Source organism: Asanoa iriomotensis, assembly GCF_016862515.1.
GTDB classification, from domain to species: domain Bacteria; phylum Actinomycetota; class Actinomycetes; order Mycobacteriales; family Micromonosporaceae; genus Asanoa; species Asanoa iriomotensis.
In genome coordinates, this window is the sequence record NZ_BONC01000032.1 from 32,426 (window position 1) to 53,586 (window position 21,161).

A 21,161-nucleotide genomic window follows, 5' to 3' on the forward strand; every position below is an offset into this window, starting at 1 on the left:
GTCTGCGTCGGTGGACCAAACGTGGCAGAATAAGAACCGCGTTTTCCCTGTTCAGGGCCCATCTGTGGCGGTCGCCGCGGTTCGCCACCGCGCCGTGACGACAAGATCATAAGCGCCCCACCATGCCGAGCAACGCGGAGTAACCATAGTGCGCAGCAGATCGGCCGGCGGGCTGGATCGTCAGGCAACGTGGGCCGCAGCCCCGCCTCCGCGCATTATCTGCGGCAGATGAGGACGCCACCCGTATCGCTTCTCGTGCTGTTCACAACGGGGCGCGGAGTTCCCCATTCCCACCCTCACCTCGTGGATCTGCACCCGGTGGTGTGCTGTACCCGGTGCGCCGTCACTTGTGTTCCATGCTGGGCATGCGATGTATTTCAGGGAATCGAACCCCTGCACCTGCCCTCGGCGCGCCAAGAAAGGAGCCGATTTACCCGCCGGCTCTCGGGTCTGTGCACGCCTCCACGTCGGCTACCTGCTTCCGCGCCCTCAGCCGAGCAAATCAGCCTCCCAGTTGGTCCGCTGGATCAGCGTATCGATCTCACGAAGCTGTCGAGCGAGTTCGTCGGCTTGGCGCCGCAGGTCGGCCACCGGCAGCGCCGGGATCATCTTCAGTTCGGAGCGCAACTGGCGGAACCCGCGCTGACCCTCACCGGCCGCGGCGTCAGCTGCCGAGGTAACCATGCCATGCCGCAGGCGCAGGACATCGCGACGGGCAAGCGCATCGGTAAGCGTGCCACCCTCGATCACGGTGGCGGCGTTGGTCCGGTTGATCTGCCGGATCAGCGACTCAAGCTCATCGAGCACCGCGCCTGCTTCGGCCAGGAGGGCAGCGGCGTCCTCAGCCGGCGTCTCGCCTTCCTGAAAACGCGCGCTGCTGATGACCCGGGAGCGGAGCTGTTCAGCGCGACGCGACGCATCCGCGCGCAGCGCGAGGGCCTCGGCAAGTTTCATGAGCATCAGTATGCCAGCCAAGATCGACATCGCGCCGCATTTTCCGTGAGTTCCAACTCCGCATGCCGGAGGGCGCCCGGTCTGCGGCAATGAGCGGATATCCCCTAGCGGCGCGTGCACTTCATGGTCCATCGTTCGGACGTGATCGTCATCCAGCGGGTGCGGGTGCGGTGGAGCGCGGCTGGGCGCGGCGCGCCACAGGCCGACGCCCGCCGAGGACTCAACCACGCAGTGCAAATTCCCACGCCGTTGCCAGCGATCGATGTGGTTGTCCATGACGTCTTCGCCGATGAGGCCGCCAAGTACACGCGCCGCGAAGACGTACTCGCCGGCGACGTAGGCATCGTCCGAAGCCTCGACCTGTCGCTCGCCTTCGACGGCGCCGCGGTGACCGTCGCGCGACTGCCCGGCAAAGCGGCCTTCCCCCGGAGTGGACGGTCGACCTACCTGTTCACCCTCACCCAAGGGCAGGTCGGCCGCTACAGGGCCAACTTCCGATTCCGGTTCACCGACTGCGCGTGCGATCCGAGCTGGTACTACGAGGACTGGGTGGTCCATGTCAGCAACGGCGATGTTGCTCCCAACCGGTTTCTGCGCGGCGAACCGGACCGCGATGTCGACAACCGTGTCCGCCTCTACGACAGCCCCGCACGCCAAACTAGCCGCTAGCAGACGCCCATCACGCGCCCACCGCTCTGCCGTTCGAGCTGCCCCGCCGCGCACGACTTGCGGCCGTGAAGTGCGCAGGCGTTAACCGGACAGCTGACCTCAGGATCTCGATGGGCAGCCGCGGATGCGCGTCGTACGCTGGCCCGGTCCTCGCCCAAGGTGCGCTGGCTCCGGATGACCGCACCCGCAATCGGAGAGGGTGGCAGCCCGTTCAAGCCGGGCCGAGTCCGGGGGTCGCTCCGCTCACCGGAGCGGCCCCGAGCCCTCATCGCGGCATGATCGTGCGCCTGATCTCGCGGCAAGCAAACGTGCCGGTCGCGGCTGGACAGACATTTGCTGCTGGCAGTCGGCGACTTTGCGGCGTCGGCCGACGACATTGTTCGTCATACCTACGATCGGTGCCATGAACGAAGCGGCGTGGATCATCGTCGGGTCCCTGACCGCGATCCCCATATTCGTAGCTGTCCTTGCGCTGGCCCTGCGGCATCGAACAAAGGCGGGCGGGTCCGATCGAACGCTGAAGGCAGCGAGCCGCTCTATCCGCCAGAGCGGACGCGATCAGCGTCGCCGGCGCAGGGGCAGCATCCGCGGCACGGGATACGGCGGAGACGACAGCCAGGGTTACAACGCAGGCGTGTCGAGCGACGGCGGTGGGACGCCCTGAATCACTGTGGACCCGCCGGGATTACAACGTGGTCGAGGCGAGTGCAGATCGCGGCAAATGAGGATGCCGCGCCCGGCAGGAGACGTTATGGAGTTGGTCAGCTCGTCACCGTATTGCTGTCGCGCTGGAGTCTCGGTGGGCGTGTGGTCGCGATCAAGCGAAACGCTGCTGTACCGACCGGATCAAGGTGCTGGCGCCACTACAGCCGCTTGCAAATTAACCCGCCGGGTTCGCCGCGGATCATGATCTCCTGGCCTGGGAGCGCTTCGTACAGCTCGCTCATGGCCTCGACGGTGCCGGCGGCCTTGCAGTGGGCGCCGTCGGGTTCGGTATGGATGAGGTACGCGGTGGGGCACTCGCAGACCCTGCCGAACGCGTAGAACCGTCCGCGCATCGCCTCGTGGACCAGCGTCATGGGGTAGAACACGACGTGTTTGCCGCAGATCGTGGGTAACTCGACCAAGTCCCCGACGGCCTCGCTGGCCGGGAGCTCCGTGGCCGGTTTCCACGGGCCGAGCCTGATGAACGGCTCTGTGGAGCGCAGGTCGCTGGCACCGGCGAATGCGAGAAACGCGGTGTCATCGACCGGGGTGCCGTGCGGCCAGACGACCGGGGTCGCCGCCGGCCAGAGTTGCGGGAGTTGTTGGCGGGTCGTGGCCTTGCAGGCTAGGGCTTCGGCGGTAAATCGAACGCCGTGCAGCAAGAGCTGGCCGAGCACAATGGTGGTGGCGTAGCCCTGGGGCGCGTCGGGCTTGGGCAGACCGTCAACGGAGACCGTGATCGGCGTTACCCAGGTGGCAGCGAGCCGGCGCCGCCCGGCATACCTGCCGATCCAACACTGGCTGGTAGGCAGGGGCACCTTCTGGTCGCGCAGATTCCACAGACGGTGGTACTCGGACGGCGGAAGGCCGTAGCCAGCGTCGCGTTCCTTCTCCGAGGACACCAGCATCGCGGTGAGCGCGGTCTTCTGTAGCCACGCCGCCGCCGGGCCGGCGTCCTCGGCACTGATGTGGCCGGCGTTGCCGAGGATGAACGGTGTCAGTGTGCGCTTGGCGACGATTTCGAGGCGGCTCATCCAGCCGTTGTTGCACGGCCCGCAGATGCCGACGGTCTGCCGAAACGGGGGCCGGACGCCAAGGTCTCGCCCGATGCGGTTGAGTGGCCCGGTCACGTGTGGGGCGGGCCGCAGGTCGAGCCCAATGGTCGAGAGCCAGTCGCCAAGAACGTGCTCCTGGGTGAGTTTGCCGGTGAAGCCACAGAAGGCGCACTTACCCATAGCTTTGCCCTTCACTCGTCGGACGCCGTGCCAGTGCCGCCTATGACCGACACGACGGTCAGCTGGCTCACGCCGGCGGCCGTTTCGCCGGGTGGGCGGGAGAATCGACCTCGAGTATGCGCCGACGGTGACGGCGTCGGTGTACAGATTCGGTGCAGTACCAGGTGCGCCAAATGTGCAGGGGCCAGACCGGATAGGAGTCGGGAACGCTGCAAGGCGGCCGCTAGGGTGACGCACGTCGGGTCACTCACGATGGATAATCGGCAGATCGAGAGGCCGCGCGGATCGCGGCATGAGCGGATGCAGCGCGATCGACAGCCGGCCCACGCGAGGCGGGGTCACAAAACGTCGATCAAGTGGGTGATCATTGGGGCGTACGATCGCCCCATGCCATCCAGGTTCCGGCGGTTTCGGCTGCTGATGCTGGCCGCCATGGCCGGCTTCCTGGCCGTCGCGCTGGCTATCCGCGCCATCCGCGTCGGTGCGCTGGACAGCACGGGAGTGCTGGAGCAGTATTCCGGAACCGCCCTCTACGGATCGATGTGCTACGTCGGTCTTCTCGCCGTATGGCCACGACTGCGACCGCTACCAACCGGTGTGATCGCATTGACATGGTGTTGGGCGATGGAATTGTTTCAGCTGACCGGCGTGCCGGCTGAGCTATCGGACCGCAGCCTCTTGTCCCGGTTGGTGCTGGGCATTCAGTTCGACCTGATCGACGTTCTCTGGTACCCGGTCGGCATCGCACCGCTCATCGCGCTGCACCACGCCCTACGGTGCCGGACACCGGCGAGCAACCCAACCTCGTCCTGATGGACTGCCTTTAATTCCGCAATCTTCGGGTGGGAGCGCAGAGTTCACCTCCGCCGCGAGCACCACGCTCTACGGCGACCGTCTCGTCAACGCGGGCGTATACATCCGCTCGGGTGGCGGCATGACAGTATGCCGGCGTGCCTGACGATTTGGTCGTTGGGTAACTCTGGTGGGATCTGCAGGCTCCCTGCGACGCCGAGCAGCAGCAGGCCCGAACGGTCACACACGAACTGCTCCGCGAAAGGTATCGACCGGCCATCCGTTGTACGGCCTGGCCTTCACTGTCGTGGCACGATCCAAGGCACGCGACGACGTGCTGGTCAGGATCGGTGACCGATAGGCTGATTCATCTGACTTGGAGCGGGAAGCCAGAGAGCGCGCCGTGGCCGACGTGCACCTTGTTCGATTCGTCCAGCGACGTTGAGCGCGCCACGGTGCTCGATTGACAGCCGGCTGCACGCTCAGGTTCGGACCGTTGGGCGGTACGGTCGCACGTCGTGGAGACTTCGCCATTTGGTGTTCGGCTGCGGCGCCTGCTGTCGCACCGTCGTCCGACCGTCGCGACGTCGATCGAGCACATGCAAGCCGTCCTGGCTAGGGACGCTGGTGTGTCCACCGCGACGCTTGCTGCCGTGGTTGAGCACGGCGCGGTGCCGAGCCCAAGCCTCGTCCGGAAACTGGCACCAGCGCTCGATATCCACACCGCCGACCTGTTCGTCATCGCTGGGATGCCGATGCCCGACGACCTCGCCTCGGCGTGGCCGACGTCGCCTTGGGACGTGGGCTCACTCGTTCATCAAGCCATCAGGATGAACGCCGATCAGCGCAGCCGGTTGGAGGCGCTCATCACGTCGCTGCCAGTGCAGCCGCGTACCGGGTCCGCGCCGGGCGACGACTACCCGGACACCCCTGGAGCGCTGCTACTGCGCCTCCTCCGCAACCGCAACATCCGTCCGTACTGCGCGCGGATTCTCTATGCGGTCGGCGGCGGCCCGTACGTCTCCGAGTCCACCGTTGCGGGATTGGGCTCGGGCCGGGTCGTGATCACCCCGCAGTACGTGACGGCGTTCGCTCACCTGCTCGGCTACCGGCCCGGAGACATGGTCGCGCTGACCGGAGTCGGCCCGGTCGTCGACGATGCGAAAACACACCCGGCGAGCGTGGAGATCGCGACGCTGGCCTGGCAGGCACGGGGTCTCAGCAGCGACCAGCTGGCCGAAGTCATGGCCGCGGCCCGGACCATCCGCAGCGCCTGAAACTCGCCGGGATCCGATGCCCTCAATTCGGCACGAGCAGATGTAGCGACACGCAGGGAGTAAGCCCAAGATCCGACAGGCACCGAGTTGGGTGGCGCAACGAGTCGTTCTCTGCGGGCCGCCGCACGGCGCACGTCGCCGAGGACGCGGTGATGGCTTGCCGGGGTGGCCAGGGCAGGGAGACCGGCGAGCACGGGCACGGGCGGGTTGCGTCAGAGGACTCGCGGAGTCGGGATCAGCGCCGGAGCCACAGCAGCCCGGCGTTGATGTCGGTGTGCGTTCTGATCAGCGTCGATCCGCGGCTCGACAACCGTGCCTGTGGCGCGGCCCTACCACGCCGAAACGGGCCTGTGCGAACCAACCGAAAACGCGGTCTGATCAGGGCTTTGCCGCCTTCACAGACCGCGTTTGGGTACGCGTTTCGGGTGGGCGCGGCAGGGTTCGAACCTGCGGCTTCTCGCTTGTAAGGCGAGTGCTCTACCGCTGAGCTACGCGCCCGTGCGTTGCCTTACGGTAACGGTTCCCGTCAATAGGCCCGGCTTCGTTTGCATGGGCTTTGCCTGCTGCGGCCCGTCCCTAGCGTCCCGCGGATGGACCTGTTCGTGCGCACCGCGCGCGCCGCGGACTCGCTGTCGAGTTGGCTGCGGCGGATGACCTTCAAGGACCTGTTGCCGCACCAGGTGGTGGCGGAGATCCGTCGGCATGTCGTGGCCTGGGCCGGCGCGCACGGTTGGCCGGTGACCGCCGACCTCGTCTGTTCGCGGACCGATGCCCCGCCGATCGCCATCGCGATCGGGGACGACGAGCCATCCGCGGCCGGCGCGGTCGTGTTGCGGGTGCGCTGGCGGGATTCCCGCGAATTGGTCCCAGCACCCATCGGCCTCGTCACCGTCGTGACGACGAGCCGGGTGGTCGACGGCCTCCGGCGTTACTCGGCGAAGCGGTCCTGCCGCGCCAGGACGAGGCAAGGTCGCCTGTGCCCGGTCGGCCCGCGCTCGTCCGGCTTGTGCCACCTCCACGATCCGAAGGTCCAGTGCGGAGCCACCAAACGCGACGGCAGCCGCTGCACGGCCCCGACGGGCGGCGTCCGTTGCACCAACCACCGTGGGCGATCGGCCACCCAGCCAGGAGACGCCATGTTCGAACTGGACTGACGCAGAACGGGGTTGGTCGCTACGGTTCGCTCGTGGACGACATCCTGGGAGACGACCCGCTCGTCGACGGCATGACCATCGCTGTGCGCTACCGCCGCGACTTCGTCGTCACCGACGCCGCGCGGTTCCTGGCGACCGCGCGCCGGCACTATCGCGACCTCCACCCGGAGGCGACGGAGGCCGAGGCCGAGGAACAGGTGACCGCCGCCGCCGACGCGATCTACGTGCTCCTGGAACACGCCGGCCTGATCGGCGACGCCGCCGACGCCCGCCTGGCGGAGCACGGCGACGCCGGCCTGCGGCTGGGCGGTTGGCGCTCGCAGGTGACGTTCGACGAGCCGGAACCCCTGCGCGCCGGCTACGACTGCCTACGCACCGGCGACGTGTTCGCGCTGCCCGCGGATCGCTAGCGCGCGAACTCCGGATAGACGCGGGCGATCAGCGACGGGTCCCGCAGGCCACGCTGGAAGCTCTCCCAGGCCACAGGGTCCTTGTCGGCGGGCGGGCAGTTCTCGGCGATGCCGGACGACGCCCGCACCAGCCCGCCACCCGTCCGGTCGTGGGCAAGCTCGGCGTCGTCGGCCGAAAGCCCGAACTCGGCACCGAGCACCGCCTCGACCTCCTCCTCGGCGGCCTTCCTGAGCATCAACGACAGCGTCACGTCGACCAGCTCAGCAACCGTCCGACCCGACGGCAGCGCAATCGACAGATCGTCAGTCCAGTCCATCCAAACCCTCCCGCTTCAGCCCAGCACGGTAGCGGTCGTCGGGAAGGGCGCCCCACAAGGGGCGCCGGCGCACTCGCGCCGTTGATATGAGAAGTCGCCGCTCGGACGATGCGCTCTCGCGATCGAGCCGGACAATATTGATGGATGGCGCTGCGAGATCGTTGGTCGCCGGGCCGGCACCCGGCACATCGCAGCTCGCTGCGGTGGCTGATCGCACGCGCGCCGGCGTGGATCGCGGTCTGTGGACTGCTCGCGGTGGTCGTATTGTCCGCCACCTGCGCGTCGGTCGCGCTGATCTGGACGAGCTCCTCAATGGACTTCGAGGCCGCGACCGCCATCCGGCTGTTCTTCACCGTCGGCGCGGCAATCATGGGGGTGATGGACTTCCCGGCCGAGCCGGCCAACTTCTATCACGCCGTCATCGCCTTCATTTGTGCGATTCTCAGCGTGCTGCTGCCGGCCCTCGTCCTGGGCATCGTCCTCGTCAGGATATTCACCGTCCGGATCTTCAAATGGCGCGCGACCATCAGCCTGATCCGCGGTTCCGAGGTCGACGACGAGACGCACCGCCTGATCAAGAACGACCGGCAGATGATTATCGCGGTGCGCTGGTACAAGATCCCGCGACAGTTGGTGATTTCGAACCTTCTTGCCGAGGCCTTTCTCAACTACAGAACCGTGTCGCGGGTCGACGGCAGCGTCGTGCACCGCACCGAACGGCTGCGGGTCCTCGGTCCACCTGACCAGCCGACGTACGGCAGGACCTTTCCCCGCGTCTGGACGGGTATGCCACTGACCTTGTGGATCCCGGTCGACGCCGAGATGGACGCGGGCAGGTTGGTGGAGATCCAGGGTCGCGGCCTGCGCGGAGTGAGTTCGCCGGGATTACTGGTTCGGTTGACCGGAAAGACGGTAGGGTTCACGACCGATATCATCGACGAGAAGTGGTACAGCACCGAACACGACGTCCAACTCGGACGTTTCGCGCCGGTCCACCCCGCAGTTGAATCGAGGAAAGACGTGATCGCCGCTAATTGGCGCGGGTGGGAGCACTTCGGGGAGCCGGCCCGATACGCGGTCTTCGGATATGGCTCGCTCGCCCATCCCAACACGATCCGGCAGTTGTGTGGTGCCGTCGAGCGCGACAAGAACTTCTTCATCGCGGAGCTAAGCGACTGGAGACGATCCTGGACGGTCTGCACGGACAACACGGATCGGAGCCGATCTGTCGCCTACTTCGAACCCGACTCCGACAACCGCATCGACGGGCAGATCCTGTTCCTCAACCTCGTGCGCGAGAAAGCATCCAGCGTTCGGGGTGTGGTTCTTCTCGTCCAGTCCGACGCGTTGGCTTATCTCGACGACCGCGAAGGCAACTACGACCGGGTTGACGTGACGTCGAGTGTGGATCTGTCCGGCGTGGCCGACGAGCTCAAGCCCGACGTGGTCTGGGCCTACGTCGGCAAGGAATCCGCGGTCCGTCAAGCCAACCGCGGGATCGTGCGGCGATCGGCGGTCATCTGGCGGCCCTACCTCGATCGACTCAGCGACGCTTTCGCGCAGCATGACAACCTGCTGGAGACCTTCCAGCGCGAACCGCTTCCGCCTGACGTGCGGGTCGTCGACCTCGACAGACGAAAGCGAGACCAGCCGGCTGACCCGTACGCCGACGCGCCGCGATAATCCTTGATCGGTCGGACGGTCTTGATCGTTGTCGGGTCCGCTGGTTGGCTGGCCCGCATGAGTGATCTCGGAGCCGTCGGCTGGCCGCCTGAGCCGATTCGGACCGAGCGGCTTGTGCTTCGTGCGTCCGAGGCAAGGGATCGGGCGGCGTTCGTCGAGTTGCTGGCCTCGCCGGAGGTGCACACCTATCTCGGCGGTCCCCGGGCGCGTGACGAGCTCGAGCGTGACATGCCCGAGGTGCCTGGGCAGCGGCCCGGGAGTTTCGTCGTCGATCTCGACGGGGCGATGATCGGTCAGGTTCTGCTCCGGAGAGCGACCGACCACCGCCCGGCCGCCGTCGGGAAGGTCGATCTCGGCTATCTGTTCCTGCCGCGGGCCTGGGGGTTCGGGTACGCCGCCGAGGCGTGCGCGGCGGCGCTCGGCTGGGTCGACGGTGTCCTTCCCGGCGAGCCCGTGGTGCTCGCCACCCAGACCGCCAACGTCGCCTCGATGCGCCTCGCGGCGAAGCTCGGGTTCACCGAGGTCGAGCGGTTCCACGCCTGGGACGCCGAACAGTGGCTCGGCCGGCGGGCCCCGGTCACAAACTGTAAGGGCGCCCCGTGTGGGGCGCCCTTTCCATGAAATAACCCGACCTACGAGTCGCCGCCCGTTTCGCCGACCGGCGCCGCGTTGACGTCGTCGATCGCGTACTTGCGGGCCGCTTCCACCGGGATCGCCGGGGCGATCTCGCCGCGGACCGCGAGCTGCCGCAGCGTCGCCACCGCGACCGACTCCGCGTCCACGTGGAAGTGCCGGCGCAGCGCGTGCCGGGTGTCCGACAGGCCGAACCCGTCGGTGCCCAGCGACGTGTAGTCGCCCGGCACCCAGCGCGCGATCAGGTCCGGCACCGCCCGCATGAAGTCGCTGACCGCGACCACCGGGCCCTCGGCACCCGCCAGCTTGCGGCGGATGTAGGGAACGCGCGGCTCCGATCCCGGGTGCAGCAGGTTGTATTCCTCCGCCTGCACCGCGTCCCGGCGCAGCTCCGTCCACGACGTCACCGACCAGACATCGGCCGAGACGCCCCAGTCCTGCGCCAGCAGCTGCTGGGCCTTGAGCGCCCACTGCATGCCCGTACCCGACGCCAGGATGTTGGCCTTGATGCCGGAGCCACCCTCGACAGCGGGGGCGGGCGAGTAGCGGTAGATGCCGCGCAGGACGCCCTCGACGTCGAGGTCGACCGGCTCCGCGGGCTGCAGGATCGGCTCGTTGTAGACGGTGAGGTAGTAGAAGACGTTCTCCGCCTCCTCGCCGTACATCCGGTGCAGGCCGCGCTCGACGATGTGCGCGATCTCGAACGCGAACGCCGGGTCCCACGCCACGACGGCCGGGTTGGTCGCCGCGATCAGGTGGGAGTGGCCGTCCTCGTGCTGGAGGCCCTCGCCGTTCAACGTGGTGCGGCCGGCGGTCGCGCCCAGCACGAAGCCGCGCGACATCTGGTCGGCCGCGGCCCAGAAGCCGTCGCCCGTGCGCTGGAAGCCGAACATCGAATAGAAGATGTACAGCGGGATCATCGGCTCGCCGTGGGTGGCATAGGCCGAGCCGGCCGCGGTGAACGACGCCACCGAGCCCGCCTCGTTGATGCCCTCGTGCAGGATTTGGCCGGCCGTCGACTCCTTGTAGGACAGGAACAGCTCCCGGTCGACCGGGGTGTAGTTCTGCCCGTGCGGCGAGTAGATCTTCTGCGTCGGGAACAGCGAGTCCATGCCGAAGGTCCGCGCCTCGTCCGGGATGATCGGCACCCAGCGCTTGCCGAACTCGCGGTCCTTCATGATGTCCTTGAGCAGGCGTACGAAGGCCATCGTGGTCGCGACCTTCTGCTTGCCCGACCCGCGCTTGACGTCGGCGAACCGTTCGCTGCCCGGGATCTGCAGCGGGATCACCTTGGTGTTCCGCGCGGGCAGGTAGCCGCCGAGCGCGCGCCGCCGCTCGTGCAGGTATTCCATCTCGGAGGACTTCGTCTCCGGCCGGATGTACGGCGGCAGATACGGGTTCTCTTCGAGCTGCTTGTCCGTAATGTCCAGGTAGAGCCGATCCCGGAACGTCTTCAGATCGTCCAGCGTCAGCTTCTTCATCTGGTGCGTGGCGTTGCGGCCCTCGAACGACGACCCGAGCGTCCAGCCCTTGATCGTCTTGGCCAGGATCACCGTCGGCTGACCCGTGTGCTCGGTCGCCGCCTTGTACGCCGCGTAGATCTTGCGGTAGTCGTGTCCGCCGCGCTTGAGGTTCCAGATCTCGTCGTCGGACATCGACTCGACCATCTTGCGGGTACGGGGGTCGCGGCCGAAGAAGTGCTCGCGGACGTACGCGCCGGACTCTGCCTTGTAGGTCTGGTAGTCGCCGTCGGGCGTCGAGTTCATCAGGTTGACCAGCGCACCGTCGGCGTCGGCGGCGAGCAGCGGGTCCCACTCGCGGCCCCAGACGACCTTGATGACGTTCCAGCCGGCACCCCGGAAGAACGCCTCCAGCTCCTGGATGACCTTGCCGTTGCCGCGGACCGGGCCGTCGAGGCGCTGCAGGTTGCAGTTGATCACGAAGGTCAGGTTGTCGAGCTCCTCGCGGGCCGCGACGCCGATCGCGCCGAGCGACTCCGGCTCGTCCATCTCACCGTCGCCGAGGAACGCCCATACGTGCTGGTCGGACGTGTCCTTGATGCCGCGGTGCTGCAGGTAGCGGTTGAACCGCGCCTGGTAGATCGCGTTGAGACCGCCGAGGCCCATGGAGACCGTCGGGAACTCCCAGAAGTCGGGCATCAACCGCGGGTGCGGGTACGACGGCAGGCCGCCACCCAACCCGGCGTGCGACAGCTCCTGGCGGAACCCGTCGAGCCGCTCCTCGGACAGGCGACCCTCCATGTACGCGCGTGCGTACATTCCCGGCGACGCGTGCCCCTGGTAGAAGATGTGGTCGCCACCGCCCGGGTGGCTCTTGCCCCGGAAGAAGTGGTTGAAGCCGACCTCGTAGAGCGCCGCGGCGCTCGCGTAGGTCGAGATGTGGCCGCCGACCCCGATCTCGGGGCGCTGGGCGCGGTGCACCAGCATCGCGGCATTCCACCGGATGTAGGCGCGGATCCGCCGCTCGACGAACTCGTCACCGGGGAACCAGGGCTCGCGCTCCGGCGGAATCGTGTTGATGTAGTCGGTGGTGGTCAGCGGGGGCACGCCGACGTTGCGCTCGCGCGCCCGCTCCAGCAACCGCAACATGACGTATCGGGCGCGCTTGGCGCCGCCCGCGTCGATGACTCCGTCGAGCGACTCGACCCATTCGGCGGTTTCCTCAGGGTCGACGTCCGGAAGCTGGCTCGGCAGGCCGTCACTGATCACCGGGCGCTTGCGTTCCGTAGCCACAGGCATTCCTCAGATTGTGGGGACGACTGACATTTCGGAGCCAAGTGTCCCGGGTGTGGGATTCGTCTCCAACGCCATCCTGCCCCGTTTCTCGCCTCGGCGTCACGTCGCGTACTGCCAGACGCGACTCTCGACACAGATACCCACCGGTAACTCATCCCGGAAGGAACGAAAACCGGACCTGTCGGACAGCGTTGTCACCGTTGGTGTCGACCAGGCAGATGGACTGCCAGGTGCCCAGGGCGAGCCGGCCGCGCAACACCGGGATCGAGGCGTACGGGGCGACGAACGCCGGCAGCACGTGATCACGCCCGTGACCGGGGGATCCGTGCCGATGCCGCCAGCGGTCGTCGGCCGGCAGGAAGCCGTCGATCGCGGTCAGCAGGTCGGGGTCGTCGGTGCCGGAACCGCTCTCGATGATCGCGATGCCGGCGGTGGCGTGCGGGACGAAAACGTGCAGCAGCCCGTCGCCCTCGCCGGAGACGAACTGCTGCGCCTCCGCCGTGACGTCGCGTACCGCCGGGCGGCGGCCCGTCTGGACCGTGATCACCTCACTCCGCATCCGGATAAGTCTAGTGATCATCAACGGTTCGCATGGGGCGAGTGGGGCAGGTGACTGGCCGTGAGTGGTGCCCGTCGGTAATGCTTTCGACGTGACCACGCCGCAAGATCTCGACGAACGGTTCCGGGCGGCGGTCGGCGAGCTGACCCCCGGCACCGCCGGCCTCCCCGACGGGATGCCGCGCGAGCTGGTGCTGGCCGTGTTCGACGCCCAGCTGACCAGCCGCCATCTCGACCTGGCCGCGCGCTGGTTGCGCAGCTTCGGCGAAGGCTTCTACACGATCGGGTCCGCCGGCCACGAGAGCAACGCGGCCGTCGCCGCCGCGCTCCGGCACACCGACCCCGCGTTCCTGCACTACCGGTCCGGCGCGTTCTACGCCGCCCGGGTGGCGCAGGGCGGCGGGACCGAACCGGTCGCCGACGCCGCCCGCGACGTGCTGCGCGGGGTCGTGGCCTCGGCGCTGGAGCCGGTCGCCGGTGGCCGGCACAAGGTGTTCGGCAACGCCGCGCACCACGTGGTGCCGACGACCTCGACGATCGCCTCGCACCTGCCCCGCGCGGTGGGCACCGCCTTCGCGATCGAGCGCCTCCGCAAGGTCAACGGCCACGGCAACGGCGCCTCGGGTACGCCGTGGCCGGCGGACGCGCTGGTCGTGTGCTCGTTCGGCGACGCGTCGGTCAACCACGCGACCGCCGCCGCGGCGTTCAACACCGCCGGCTGGATCGACCACACCGGCCTGCGCCTGCCGCTGCTGCTGGTCTGCGAGGACAACGGCATCGGGATCAGTGTGAAGTCACCCCAGGGCTGGGTCGAGGCCACCTTGCGGGGCCGGCCCGGGCTGAAGTATTTCGGCGCCGAAGGAGATGACCCGGCCGGTGCCTATGCCACCGCGGTGGCGGCCGCCGAGCACGTGCGGCGGACCCGCCGGCCGGCCGTGCTGCACCTGCGGACGGTGCGGTTCATGGGTCATGCGGGCGCCGACGCCGAGGTCGGCTACCGACCGGCCGCCGACCTGGACCGGGACCTGACCCGCGACCCGGTCGTCGCGACCGCGCGGCTCCTCGTCTCGTCAGGGTTGTCGACGCCGGAGGAGGTGCTCGCCCGCTACGACGAGGTCGGCTGGCAGGTGCGCAAGGTCGCCGAGGAGGTGCTGGGCGAGCCGAAGCTGGCCGGGGCGGCGGAGATCGTCGCCACGCTGGCGCCCCGGCGGCCGGCGCGCGTCGCGCGTACCGTGGCCGATCTGTCCGGATCGGCGACCGCGGACCGCGCCGCGGCGTTCGGTGGGCGCCTCCCCGAGGAGGCCGGCCCGCTCACGCTGGCGCAGACGATCAACGCGACGCTCGCCGACGGCCTGCTGACCAACCCGACGATGGCGGTCTTCGGCGAGGACGTGGCGCTCAAGGGCGGCGTGTACGGGGTGACCAAGGGCCTGCGCGAGCGGTTCGGCGCGACCCGGGTCTTCGACACGCTGCTCGACGAGACCTCGATCCTGGGCCTGGGCCTCGGCGCGGGGCTGGCCGGGATGCTGCCGGTGCCGGAGATCCAATACCTCGCCTACCTGCACAACGCCGAGGACCAGTTGCGCGGCGAGGCGGCGACCATGCAGTTCTTCTCGGGCGGGGCCTACCGCAACCCGATGGTGGTGCGGATCGCCGGGCTCGCGTACCAGGAAGGTTTCGGCGGGCACTTCCACAACGACAACTCGGTTGCCGTCCTGCGGGACATCCCGGGCCTGGTGGTGGCGGTGCCGGCCCGCGCCGACGACGCCGCGCCGCTGCTGCGCACCTGCCTGGCCTCGGCGGCCGTCGACGGCAGCGTCTGCGTGTTCCTGGAGCCGATCGCGCTCTACCACACGCGCGACCTCTACGAGGACGGCGACAACGAGTGGCTGGCGCCGTATCTCGGCCCGGCGTCGTGGGCGGACGCGCACGTGCCGATCGGACGGGCGCGCGTCTACCACGTCGGCTCGGCCGAGGACTTGACGATCATCACGTTCGGCAACGGGGTACGGATGTCGCTGCGGGTCGCCGCCCGGCTCGTCGAGGAGGGCATCGGCGCGCGGGTGGTCGACCTGCGCTGGCTCGCCCCGCTGCCGGTCGCGGACGTGATCCGTGAGTCCTCCGCTACGGGCCGCGTTCTTGTCGTGGACGAGACACGTCGATCCGGCGGGGTCGGCGAGGGAGTGCTGGCGGCCCTGGTCGACGCCGGATATGTCGGATCTGTTAGCCGGATCGCGTCCGTCGACTCGTTCGTCCCGCTCGGCCCAGCAGCCAGAGAAGTCCTGGTCGCAGAGGATGCCATCACTCAGGGTGCCCGAGCCCTCCTGGCACGGTAAGTTTCCCGGGGGACCCGAAAAGTCCGTGTCGAAGATCCGGCGCGCCGGAAAATCGAGCACGGATCGGTCGGTGCGCCACTTGCGCGCGAGCCGCCGACTGTGTGGACTTTGCGGGAACTACAACGAGCGAGGGAGGCACGCAACAGTGAGCGCGACCGCAGGTCAGGCCGCCGACGGCGTACGCAGCCTGGCGGACCGGTTCGGCATCGAGCCGGGGATGGTCGTCATGGAGATGGGGTACGACGACGACGTCGACCAGGATCTCCGCGACGCCCTGACCGACCGCGCAGGTGAGCTGGTCGACGAGGACACCGACGAGGTGGTCGACGCGGTGCTGCTCTGGTACCGCGACGGCGACGGAGACCTCTTCGAGATGCTCGTCGAGACGCTCAGCCCGCTGGCCGGCAACGGCGTCGTCTGGCTGCTGACGCCCAAGGCCGGGCGCCCCGGGCACGTCGAGCCGAGCGAGATCACGGAGCTGGCACCGACAGCGGGCTTGCAGCAGACGTCGACGGTCAACGCCGGCAAGGACTGGAGCGCCGCACGCCTGGTCGTGCCGCGCGGGTCCCGCAAGAAGTAGGGGCGCGATGCTCGAAGTCGGCACGCCGGCACCGGACTTCACACTCAAGGACCAGAACAACCAGGAGGTACGACTGTCGTCGTACCTCGGGTCCCGTCCGGTCCTGTTGGTCTTCTACCCGCTGGCCTTCACGGGCACCTGCGGCGGCGAGATGGCAGCGCTGGAGAAGGCGCTGCCGGCTTTCGCGTCGGCGGGCGTCGAGGTGCTGACGGTCAGCGTGGACTCGGCGTACGCGCACAAGATCTGGCTCGACCGCGAGTCCTGGTCGATGCGCATGCTGGCGGACTTCTGGCCACACGGCGGCGTCGCGTCGTCCTACGGCGTCTTCAACGCGAGCGCCGGTTTCGCGGACCGAGGCACCTTCCTGATCGACCGGGCCGGTGTGATCAGGTGGTCGGAATGCCTCGGGCCGGGCGAGTCGCGGGACACGACCGCGTGGCTGTCCGCGGTAGCCACCCTGGACGACGGCTGACCACCCGATGGTCGGGTAAGCTTCGGCCGGTCCGGGGCGCGTAGCTCAGCGGAAGAGCACTCGCCTTACAAGCGAGGGGTCGCAGGTTCGAAACCTGCCGCGCCCACCCGAATGGCTTCCTAGTTCGTGTCCGCTCCGCGGCCACGAACTAGGAAGCCATTCGGCATTCCGATTCCGGGGGCGACCCCCGGAGACCCCACGATGGGTGGGCGCGGTCCGCGGTATGCGGGAGGCACTGTGGCCCGAGCTGATGTCCGCACGGAGCCAGGGCTACTGGTCAGGTGTTCACCAGCCACTGTTGCCCGTCGATGAGTTCGCGAACCGCGTCGAGGTGTCCGGCGTGGCAGGCGGTCTCAGTGATCACATGGAGCAGGACATCCCCAACATTGTGCAGGCGCCACTCACCCTCGGGAAAGGGCCACCAGGCCAGGTCGGCATCTGGCGATGAGGCGGCGATGACGGCATCTGCCAACGAAGCCTCATGGCGATAGCGGTCAAGGACGTCGGCGGCCGGCAGCCCGGGATCCACCTGCCATGCGCTGCCTTGGCTGCCCACCTGGTCGATGACCACCGGATCCCCAGCCACAGCGGCACGGAAGTACAACCGCTCCACCGACAGCGTGAGGTGCTGCACCATCCCCACGCAGCTCCACCCAGAGGGCAGCACGGGGCGCCGTAGCGCCTCATCGCTCAGGCCTTCCACGGCACCCAGCACGTGGTCTCGCTGCCTCTGGAGGCACTGCATCAACGCGGTGATCTCGGCGTCGACTGCCACCGTCATCTCTGAACCTCCCGGACACGACGCTTCTTCACGGATTTGAATGTAACCTTGCGGGTACGTACCCGCAAGGTTACATTCGCATCATGGACGTCGTGTTGCACGCGCTGGCAGACGAGAGCCGGCGCACGGTTCTCGAGATTCTCCGCGACCACCAGGCGAGTGCAGGAGAGTTGGCCGAGGCTCTCCCGATCGCTCGCCCGGGCGTGTCCCGGCATCTCCGCGTGCTGCGGGAGGCCGGGCTGGTCGAGGTACGCCAGGACGCGCAGCGCCGGATCTACACACTCCGCCCGGAGCCGCTCGTCGAGGTCGACGAGTGGCTGGGAGAGTACCGCCGGCTCTGGGAGAACCGGCTCGACGCTCTTCATGCTGAGATCGCACGAGGAAAGAAGGCACGACGATGACCACGATCGCGACGATGCGAACGCTCGACGAGACCCGCGGAGCAGTCAGGGTCGAGGACCTTTACGACACGGACATCGGCGACCTCTGGCAGGCGTGCACGACGCCCGAGCGGCTGGCCAGCTGGATCGCCCGGGTCGACGGCGACATGCGGGTCGGCGGCACGATCCAGACCGTCTTCACGAGCAGCTGGACCGGTCCGGCGCGCATCGAGGTGTGCGATGCGCCCCACCACCTGCTGCTGACGACGGAGCCGGGCACGGACGACGAGGGGCAGATCGAGGCGTGGCTGACCGAGGAGGGCTCGAAGACCCGGCTGGTGGTCGAGGAGCGCGGCCTGCCGATGAGGCATCTCCCGTTCCACGCCTCTGGTTGGCGGGTCCACCTCGAGGATCTCGGTCGGTCGCTGGAGGTCGACGGCCCGGTCCATCCGGAGGGCTGGAGCTCCGATGCCGGAGCGCCCGGCTGGAAGGAACGCTGGGAAGAGCTCACGCCGACATACCAGCAGATGGAAATCGGTTGATGTCGGACCTGATCAGGCTCAGCCTGACGACAGTCAATGCGCCCAACGCGATCGCGCTCGCGCGGTTCTACGCCGAGATCACCGGCGGGGTCGCGAAGGGTGACGAGCACTGGGCGCTCGTCGAAGGGCCGAACGGTGACATCGGGTTCCAGCAGATCGACGACTACCGGCCACCCACCTGGCCGGATGACGAGGTGGGGATGCAGATGCACCTCGAGTTCTTCGTCGACGACCTGGTGGCGACCGGAGCGCGTGTGCTGGCCGCCGGCGCTACCCGATTCGAGCATCAGCCCAACGCGGACCATTGCTTCGTGTACGCCGACCCGGCCGGGCATCCGTTCTGCCTGTCCATGTGGGGCGCCCCGAGAGTCGGCGACTGACTCAGCGGCGAGCTCTTGGCGCGCTCGGCGAGTTCCGGGCCGGCAACGTGGTGCTGTTCGTTGGCGCCGGCGCTTCGATCAACGCGCCAGCGGGCCGCCGACGTTCGTGGGGCTCACGGAACAGATTGCGATGGACGCTCGCCGGTACGGATCGTCACGACGAACTACGACCTGCACTGGCGGCTGGCGCGGATCGCGGAGGGCAGGCCGCAGAACGACCGGGGCGTTGACCGGCGGTGTGGTGTGCCGGCAGCCGGCCGGGCCGCGCGGCCACTGATCCGCGCGGCGTCGGCCAGCGGTGAGCGGCTCAGTTGGTGGAGCTCCGGGTGACCTGGGCCAGAACGAGGCTCGGTGCATCTGTCGGCGACGTCCGCGGCTCGTCGGGGGCGGCCACGGGGCCAGCGCTGGTCGGTGCCGCCGTGTCCGGGCGGGACCGGGTCGGCGGGCCGGACGGCGGCTGGCGCAGGAAGGCCAGGTCCCGGGCGGCGGCGAACCTGCGCCGCATCCAGCCGGAGACCGGCTTCTCGATGAACCGGTGCACCAGCCACGAGACCACGAAGAAGAACAACACGACGACGAGCCCGGTCATCCAGTCCGGAAGTATCTGGTGCAGGTGGTAGATCATCACCCACCCGATGTACTCGTGCATCAGGTAGAGCGGGTAGGTCAACGCGCCGGCGGTGGCCAGCCACCGCCAGCCGACCGCGAGGCGGCGGGTGGCCACCGCGGCGAGGAGCAGGAAGAAGAACGTGACCAGGGCCGCCTCGATCATCGCGACCTGGGTCGAGGAAAGCACCGTCCGGGACGGGGGGTGCGGGGTGATGGTGCCGATCATCTGGAGCGAGACGAGCCAGGAGGCGCCGAGCAGACCCCAGACGTAGATGTTGGAGCCGTGCCGGTAGATCAGGTACAGGGCCATGCCTGCCACGAAGCAGGGCGCGCTGAGGGGCACCAGCAGGCCGGTGAGCCACGGGATGGAGTTGTAGGCGAACAGGCTGGCGATCAGCCAGCCGGCGGCGAACAGCAGGACCCGCCGCGGGGTGTATCCCCGGACCAGCACGAACAGGCCGAACAGGAGATAGAAGCGGAGCTCGTGCGCCAGGGTCCAGTAGACGTAGTCGACGGACTCCACGCGCATCAGATCATGGAACATGGTGAGGTTGGTCAGCACGTCACCCGGGCGCGGTGCCTTCGTGACCACCGGCCAGAGCGTCACCACCACGGCGGTGACGATCACCGCGAACCAGTACGCGGGAAAGAGTCGAGTGATCCGGGCTGCCGCGAACTGGCCCAGGCCGCGCCCCTCGGCGCTCATACAGATCACAAAGCCGCTGATGAGAAAGAAGAGGAAGACACCCAGCCAGCCGAACTGGGTGTAGATGCTCAGGGTCGGCAGGGTCTGGCTGGGCGGGTTGCCCCACGGCTTGGAGAAGACGGTGAAGTGGAAGGCCACGACGAGGATGGCGGCGACCAGGCGCAACCCGTCGAGGACGTACAGGCGCGGCGCGGCGGCTTCGGACGGCGGCTTCAAATGATCTCCTCGTCGGGGGCCACGGCCCGACCCGGCGCGGCGCACGCCGGGCAAGCTAACAGGGCGAGCGCGACGTCGGCAAGATCTCCACGAGACGACTGGCGAAGGCCTTGGGACATCAGGCCATATGCCAAGCAGCCGTGCAGAGGGCTAAGGCGCAACTCGTCAGGTCGCGCCCACCGATCGCGGCAGTGTCCGACGCTACCCGCGCCGCCGCCGAGCCTTTAGGCCGCACCCCGCGCCTGGGCTCGTACCCATTCGTCGAATTTCTTGGCGTTCTCGTGCTGCGTCGCGATGCAGTGTTCGCGCGCATGCCGGAGGTTCTTCTCCAACAGGTCACTCGGCCCTTGGTCCATGAGCAGCAAGGCCTCGGCGCGCGCGAAGAAGACGTCGAAGTTCGCTTGCTTCATGTACCCAAGGTCGCCACATCGGACCTGATCGAGCATGCCGCCGGCGGTCAGCAGCCGGTCAAGAACGGGCCATCCAGCTGCCTCCAGCTGGACAACCATGTCCGCAGCGACCGCGACGGCGGATTCCTCGTCGGTGACCTCCCACCAGCCGTCCACCCCGTCAGGCGTACCGGCAGGGTGCAGCCTCTCGCGATAGAGCCCGAGGTACTCGGGCACCGCTTTCGGCATGTCGTTGCCGCGCTCCTCATGCTGCCAACGAAGCCAGGGTTCGGGGGCAACAGCGAGATTGATAACGCAGCTGAGGCTTTGTGAAGTGCTGTAGGGCGAGGATTGAACGTTTACGACTGCCCAGTCCCCGGACCTGTTCGACTTCCGCCACGTCGGCCTGGTGCCCTTGAACCCGTGGGCGCGGGCGTCTGGGCCTACGACGTCCTGCAGCGCTCGTTTCAAGAACTCCTGCGCAGTCACGGCCACACCGTCTCACGACCCGTCATCGCGCGCGGTCCACGGCTGGCAGCAGACGCGTCGCCCCCAGAACACAGCCGACAAACGGAGTCGGCCGACAACCACGCCGACGTTTGCTGTGAGTTGGCGTGAGCTGATGTG

Annotated in this window: 22 protein-coding genes and 2 tRNA genes; 15 read left to right on the forward strand and 9 right to left on the reverse strand. The window is 68.1% G+C overall.

What is annotated here, in order from left to right; translation table 11 throughout:
- Positions 1-489 precede the first annotated feature (489 nt).
- The gene (locus tag Air01nite_RS22240; RefSeq protein ID WP_203704803.1) at positions 490-954 is read right to left on the reverse strand and encodes a DIP1984 family protein; all 465 of its coding nucleotides are present in this window, start codon (positions 952-954) and stop codon (positions 490-492) included.
- Between the two features lie 141 nt (positions 955-1,095).
- Between Air01nite_RS22240 and Air01nite_RS22245 the strand changes: the two genes are divergently transcribed.
- The gene (locus Air01nite_RS22245; protein ID WP_239090884.1) at positions 1,096-1,623 is read left to right on the forward strand and encodes a hypothetical protein; all 528 of its coding nucleotides are present in this window, start codon (positions 1,096-1,098) and stop codon (positions 1,621-1,623) included.
- A gap of 403 nt (positions 1,624-2,026) precedes the next feature.
- Positions 2,027-2,287: a hypothetical protein gene (locus Air01nite_RS22250; RefSeq protein ID WP_203704805.1), complete on the forward strand. Its 261-nt coding sequence runs from the start codon at positions 2,027-2,029 to the stop codon at positions 2,285-2,287.
- A 199-nt stretch (positions 2,288-2,486) separates the two neighbouring features.
- Here Air01nite_RS22250 and Air01nite_RS22255 read toward each other — a convergent pair whose 3' ends face one another.
- Entirely contained in the window at positions 2,487-3,563 is a 1,077-nt protein-coding gene (locus Air01nite_RS22255) for a hypothetical protein (protein ID WP_203704806.1), read from the reverse strand.
- 387 nt (positions 3,564-3,950) lie between these two features.
- On the opposite strand from Air01nite_RS22255, the gene Air01nite_RS22260 reads away from it, so the two are divergent.
- Both Air01nite_RS22260 and Air01nite_RS22265 read left to right on the forward strand, forming a co-directional pair.
- Positions 3,951-4,376 (forward strand): ribosomal maturation YjgA family protein, encoded by a 426-nt coding sequence (locus Air01nite_RS22260; RefSeq protein ID WP_203704809.1) that lies wholly within the window; start codon positions 3,951-3,953, stop codon positions 4,374-4,376.
- 497 nt (positions 4,377-4,873) lie between these two features.
- Positions 4,874-5,632: a helix-turn-helix domain-containing protein gene (locus Air01nite_RS22265; protein ID WP_203704811.1), complete on the forward strand. Its 759-nt coding sequence runs from the start codon at positions 4,874-4,876 to the stop codon at positions 5,630-5,632.
- Between the two features lie 426 nt (positions 5,633-6,058).
- Here Air01nite_RS22265 and Air01nite_RS22270 read toward each other — a convergent pair.
- Positions 6,059-6,130 (reverse strand) — tRNA-Val (locus Air01nite_RS22270).
- Positions 6,131-6,222: 92 nt separating this feature from the next.
- Between Air01nite_RS22270 and Air01nite_RS22275 the strand changes: the two genes are divergently transcribed.
- Together Air01nite_RS22275 and Air01nite_RS22280 are read left to right on the forward strand one after the other, a co-directional pair.
- On the forward strand, positions 6,223-6,786 hold the full coding sequence (locus Air01nite_RS22275) for a hypothetical protein (protein ID WP_203704813.1): 564 nt from the start codon (positions 6,223-6,225) through the stop codon (positions 6,784-6,786).
- Between the two features lie 32 nt (positions 6,787-6,818).
- Positions 6,819-7,196, forward strand: a complete 378-nt coding sequence (locus tag Air01nite_RS22280; RefSeq protein ID WP_203704815.1) for a hypothetical protein — start codon at positions 6,819-6,821, stop codon at positions 7,194-7,196.
- Here Air01nite_RS22280 and Air01nite_RS22285 read toward each other — a convergent pair.
- A complete protein-coding gene (locus Air01nite_RS22285; RefSeq protein WP_203704816.1) occupies positions 7,193-7,513 on the reverse strand; it encodes a hypothetical protein in 321 nt (106 codons plus the stop codon). The two genes, Air01nite_RS22280 and Air01nite_RS22285, sit on opposite strands and share 4 nt — an antisense overlap.
- 144 nt (positions 7,514-7,657) lie before the next feature.
- On the opposite strand from Air01nite_RS22285, the gene Air01nite_RS22290 reads away from it, so the two are divergent.
- Positions 7,658-9,196 (forward strand): gamma-glutamylcyclotransferase family protein, encoded by a 1,539-nt coding sequence (locus Air01nite_RS22290; RefSeq protein ID WP_203704817.1) that lies wholly within the window; start codon positions 7,658-7,660, stop codon positions 9,194-9,196.
- A gap of 57 nt (positions 9,197-9,253) precedes the next feature.
- Positions 9,254-9,817 (forward strand): GNAT family N-acetyltransferase, encoded by a 564-nt coding sequence (locus Air01nite_RS22295; RefSeq protein ID WP_203704818.1) that lies wholly within the window; start codon positions 9,254-9,256, stop codon positions 9,815-9,817.
- Between the two features lie 11 nt (positions 9,818-9,828).
- Here Air01nite_RS22295 and aceE read toward each other — a convergent pair whose 3' ends face one another.
- Entirely contained in the window at positions 9,829-12,582 is a 2,754-nt protein-coding gene (gene aceE, locus Air01nite_RS22300) for a pyruvate dehydrogenase (acetyl-transferring), homodimeric type (RefSeq protein WP_203704917.1), read from the reverse strand.
- Between the two features lie 154 nt (positions 12,583-12,736).
- Positions 12,737-13,144 (reverse strand): YjbQ family protein, encoded by a 408-nt coding sequence (locus Air01nite_RS22305; protein WP_203704819.1) that lies wholly within the window; start codon positions 13,142-13,144, stop codon positions 12,737-12,739.
- Between the two features lie 175 nt (positions 13,145-13,319).
- Here Air01nite_RS22305 and Air01nite_RS22310 point away from each other — a divergent pair, with 175 nt between their 5' ends.
- The 4 genes from Air01nite_RS22310 to Air01nite_RS22325 all read left to right on the forward strand — a co-directional run bounded on the left by Air01nite_RS22310 (position 13,320) and on the right by Air01nite_RS22325 (position 16,637).
- A complete protein-coding gene (locus Air01nite_RS22310) occupies positions 13,320-15,479 on the forward strand; it encodes a thiamine pyrophosphate-dependent enzyme (RefSeq protein ID WP_203704919.1) in 2,160 nt (719 codons plus the stop codon).
- A gap of 145 nt (positions 15,480-15,624) precedes the next feature.
- Positions 15,625-16,059, forward strand: coding sequence for a DUF3052 domain-containing protein (locus Air01nite_RS22315; RefSeq protein WP_203704820.1), 435 nt, complete (start codon positions 15,625-15,627; stop codon positions 16,057-16,059).
- Between the two features lie 7 nt (positions 16,060-16,066).
- Complete coding sequence (locus tag Air01nite_RS22320) at positions 16,067-16,531, forward strand: peroxiredoxin (protein ID WP_203704821.1); 465 nt, start codon at positions 16,067-16,069, stop codon at positions 16,529-16,531.
- A gap of 34 nt (positions 16,532-16,565) precedes the next feature.
- A tRNA-Val gene (locus Air01nite_RS22325) sits at positions 16,566-16,637 on the forward strand.
- A 171-nt stretch (positions 16,638-16,808) separates the two neighbouring features.
- On the opposite strand, the gene Air01nite_RS22330 is transcribed toward Air01nite_RS22325, so the two are convergent.
- Positions 16,809-17,312, reverse strand: a complete 504-nt coding sequence (locus Air01nite_RS22330) for a DinB family protein (RefSeq protein ID WP_203704823.1) — start codon at positions 17,310-17,312, stop codon at positions 16,809-16,811.
- A gap of 83 nt (positions 17,313-17,395) precedes the next feature.
- Between Air01nite_RS22330 and Air01nite_RS22335 the strand changes: the two genes are divergently transcribed.
- Genes Air01nite_RS22335 through Air01nite_RS22345 form a run of 3 tightly spaced genes read left to right on the forward strand, consistent with a single transcriptional unit; the run spans position 17,396 to position 18,614 of the window.
- Positions 17,396-17,713 carry an ArsR/SmtB family transcription factor gene (locus Air01nite_RS22335; RefSeq protein ID WP_203704825.1) on the forward strand — a complete coding sequence of 106 codons (318 nt, stop codon included), beginning with the start codon at positions 17,396-17,398 and terminating at the stop codon, positions 17,711-17,713.
- Entirely contained in the window at positions 17,710-18,234 is a 525-nt protein-coding gene (locus Air01nite_RS22340) for an SRPBCC domain-containing protein (protein ID WP_203704827.1), read from the forward strand. Before Air01nite_RS22335 ends, Air01nite_RS22340 begins: the two co-directional genes overlap by 4 nt.
- Positions 18,234-18,614 carry a VOC family protein gene (locus tag Air01nite_RS22345; protein ID WP_203704830.1) on the forward strand — a complete coding sequence of 127 codons (381 nt, stop codon included), beginning with the start codon at positions 18,234-18,236 and terminating at the stop codon, positions 18,612-18,614. The genes Air01nite_RS22340 and Air01nite_RS22345 overlap by 1 nt, the downstream gene beginning before the upstream one ends.
- 307 nt (positions 18,615-18,921) lie before the next feature.
- On the opposite strand, the gene Air01nite_RS22350 is transcribed toward Air01nite_RS22345, so the two are convergent.
- Complete coding sequence (locus Air01nite_RS22350) at positions 18,922-20,145, reverse strand: acyltransferase family protein (protein WP_203704832.1); 1,224 nt, start codon at positions 20,143-20,145, stop codon at positions 18,922-18,924.
- 224 nt (positions 20,146-20,369) lie between these two features.
- Positions 20,370-21,023 carry a DUF4304 domain-containing protein gene (locus tag Air01nite_RS22355; protein WP_203704834.1) on the reverse strand — a complete coding sequence of 218 codons (654 nt, stop codon included), beginning with the start codon at positions 21,021-21,023 and terminating at the stop codon, positions 20,370-20,372.
- Positions 21,024-21,161: the final 138 nt, after the last annotated feature.

Coding starts and splice junctions, on each gene's coding strand:
- Air01nite_RS22240 (WP_203704803.1), bottom strand. CDS start 954: ATGAAACTTGCCGAGGCCCTCGCGCTGCGCGCGGATGCGTCGCGTCGC.
- Air01nite_RS22250 (WP_203704805.1), top strand. CDS start 2,027: ATGAACGAAGCGGCGTGGATCATCGTCGGGTCCCTGACCGCGATCCCC.
- Air01nite_RS22255 (WP_203704806.1), bottom strand. CDS start 3,563: ATGGGTAAGTGCGCCTTCTGTGGCTTCACCGGCAAACTCACCCAGGAG.
- Air01nite_RS22260 (WP_203704809.1), top strand. CDS start 3,951: ATGCCATCCAGGTTCCGGCGGTTTCGGCTGCTGATGCTGGCCGCCATG.
- Air01nite_RS22275 (WP_203704813.1), top strand. CDS start 6,223: ATGGACCTGTTCGTGCGCACCGCGCGCGCCGCGGACTCGCTGTCGAGT.
- Air01nite_RS22285 (WP_203704816.1), bottom strand. CDS start 7,513: ATGGACTGGACTGACGATCTGTCGATTGCGCTGCCGTCGGGTCGGACG.
- Air01nite_RS22290 (WP_203704817.1), top strand. CDS start 7,658: ATGGCGCTGCGAGATCGTTGGTCGCCGGGCCGGCACCCGGCACATCGC.
- Air01nite_RS22295 (WP_203704818.1), top strand. CDS start 9,254: ATGAGTGATCTCGGAGCCGTCGGCTGGCCGCCTGAGCCGATTCGGACC.
- Air01nite_RS22305 (WP_203704819.1), bottom strand. CDS start 13,144: ATGCGGAGTGAGGTGATCACGGTCCAGACGGGCCGCCGCCCGGCGGTA.
- Air01nite_RS22310 (WP_203704919.1), top strand. CDS start 13,320: ATGCCGCGCGAGCTGGTGCTGGCCGTGTTCGACGCCCAGCTGACCAGC.
- Air01nite_RS22320 (WP_203704821.1), top strand. CDS start 16,067: ATGCTCGAAGTCGGCACGCCGGCACCGGACTTCACACTCAAGGACCAG.
- Air01nite_RS22330 (WP_203704823.1), bottom strand. CDS start 17,312: ATGACGGTGGCAGTCGACGCCGAGATCACCGCGTTGATGCAGTGCCTC.
- Air01nite_RS22335 (WP_203704825.1), top strand. CDS start 17,396: ATGGACGTCGTGTTGCACGCGCTGGCAGACGAGAGCCGGCGCACGGTT.
- Air01nite_RS22340 (WP_203704827.1), top strand. CDS start 17,710: ATGACCACGATCGCGACGATGCGAACGCTCGACGAGACCCGCGGAGCA.
- Air01nite_RS22345 (WP_203704830.1), top strand. CDS start 18,234: ATGTCGGACCTGATCAGGCTCAGCCTGACGACAGTCAATGCGCCCAAC.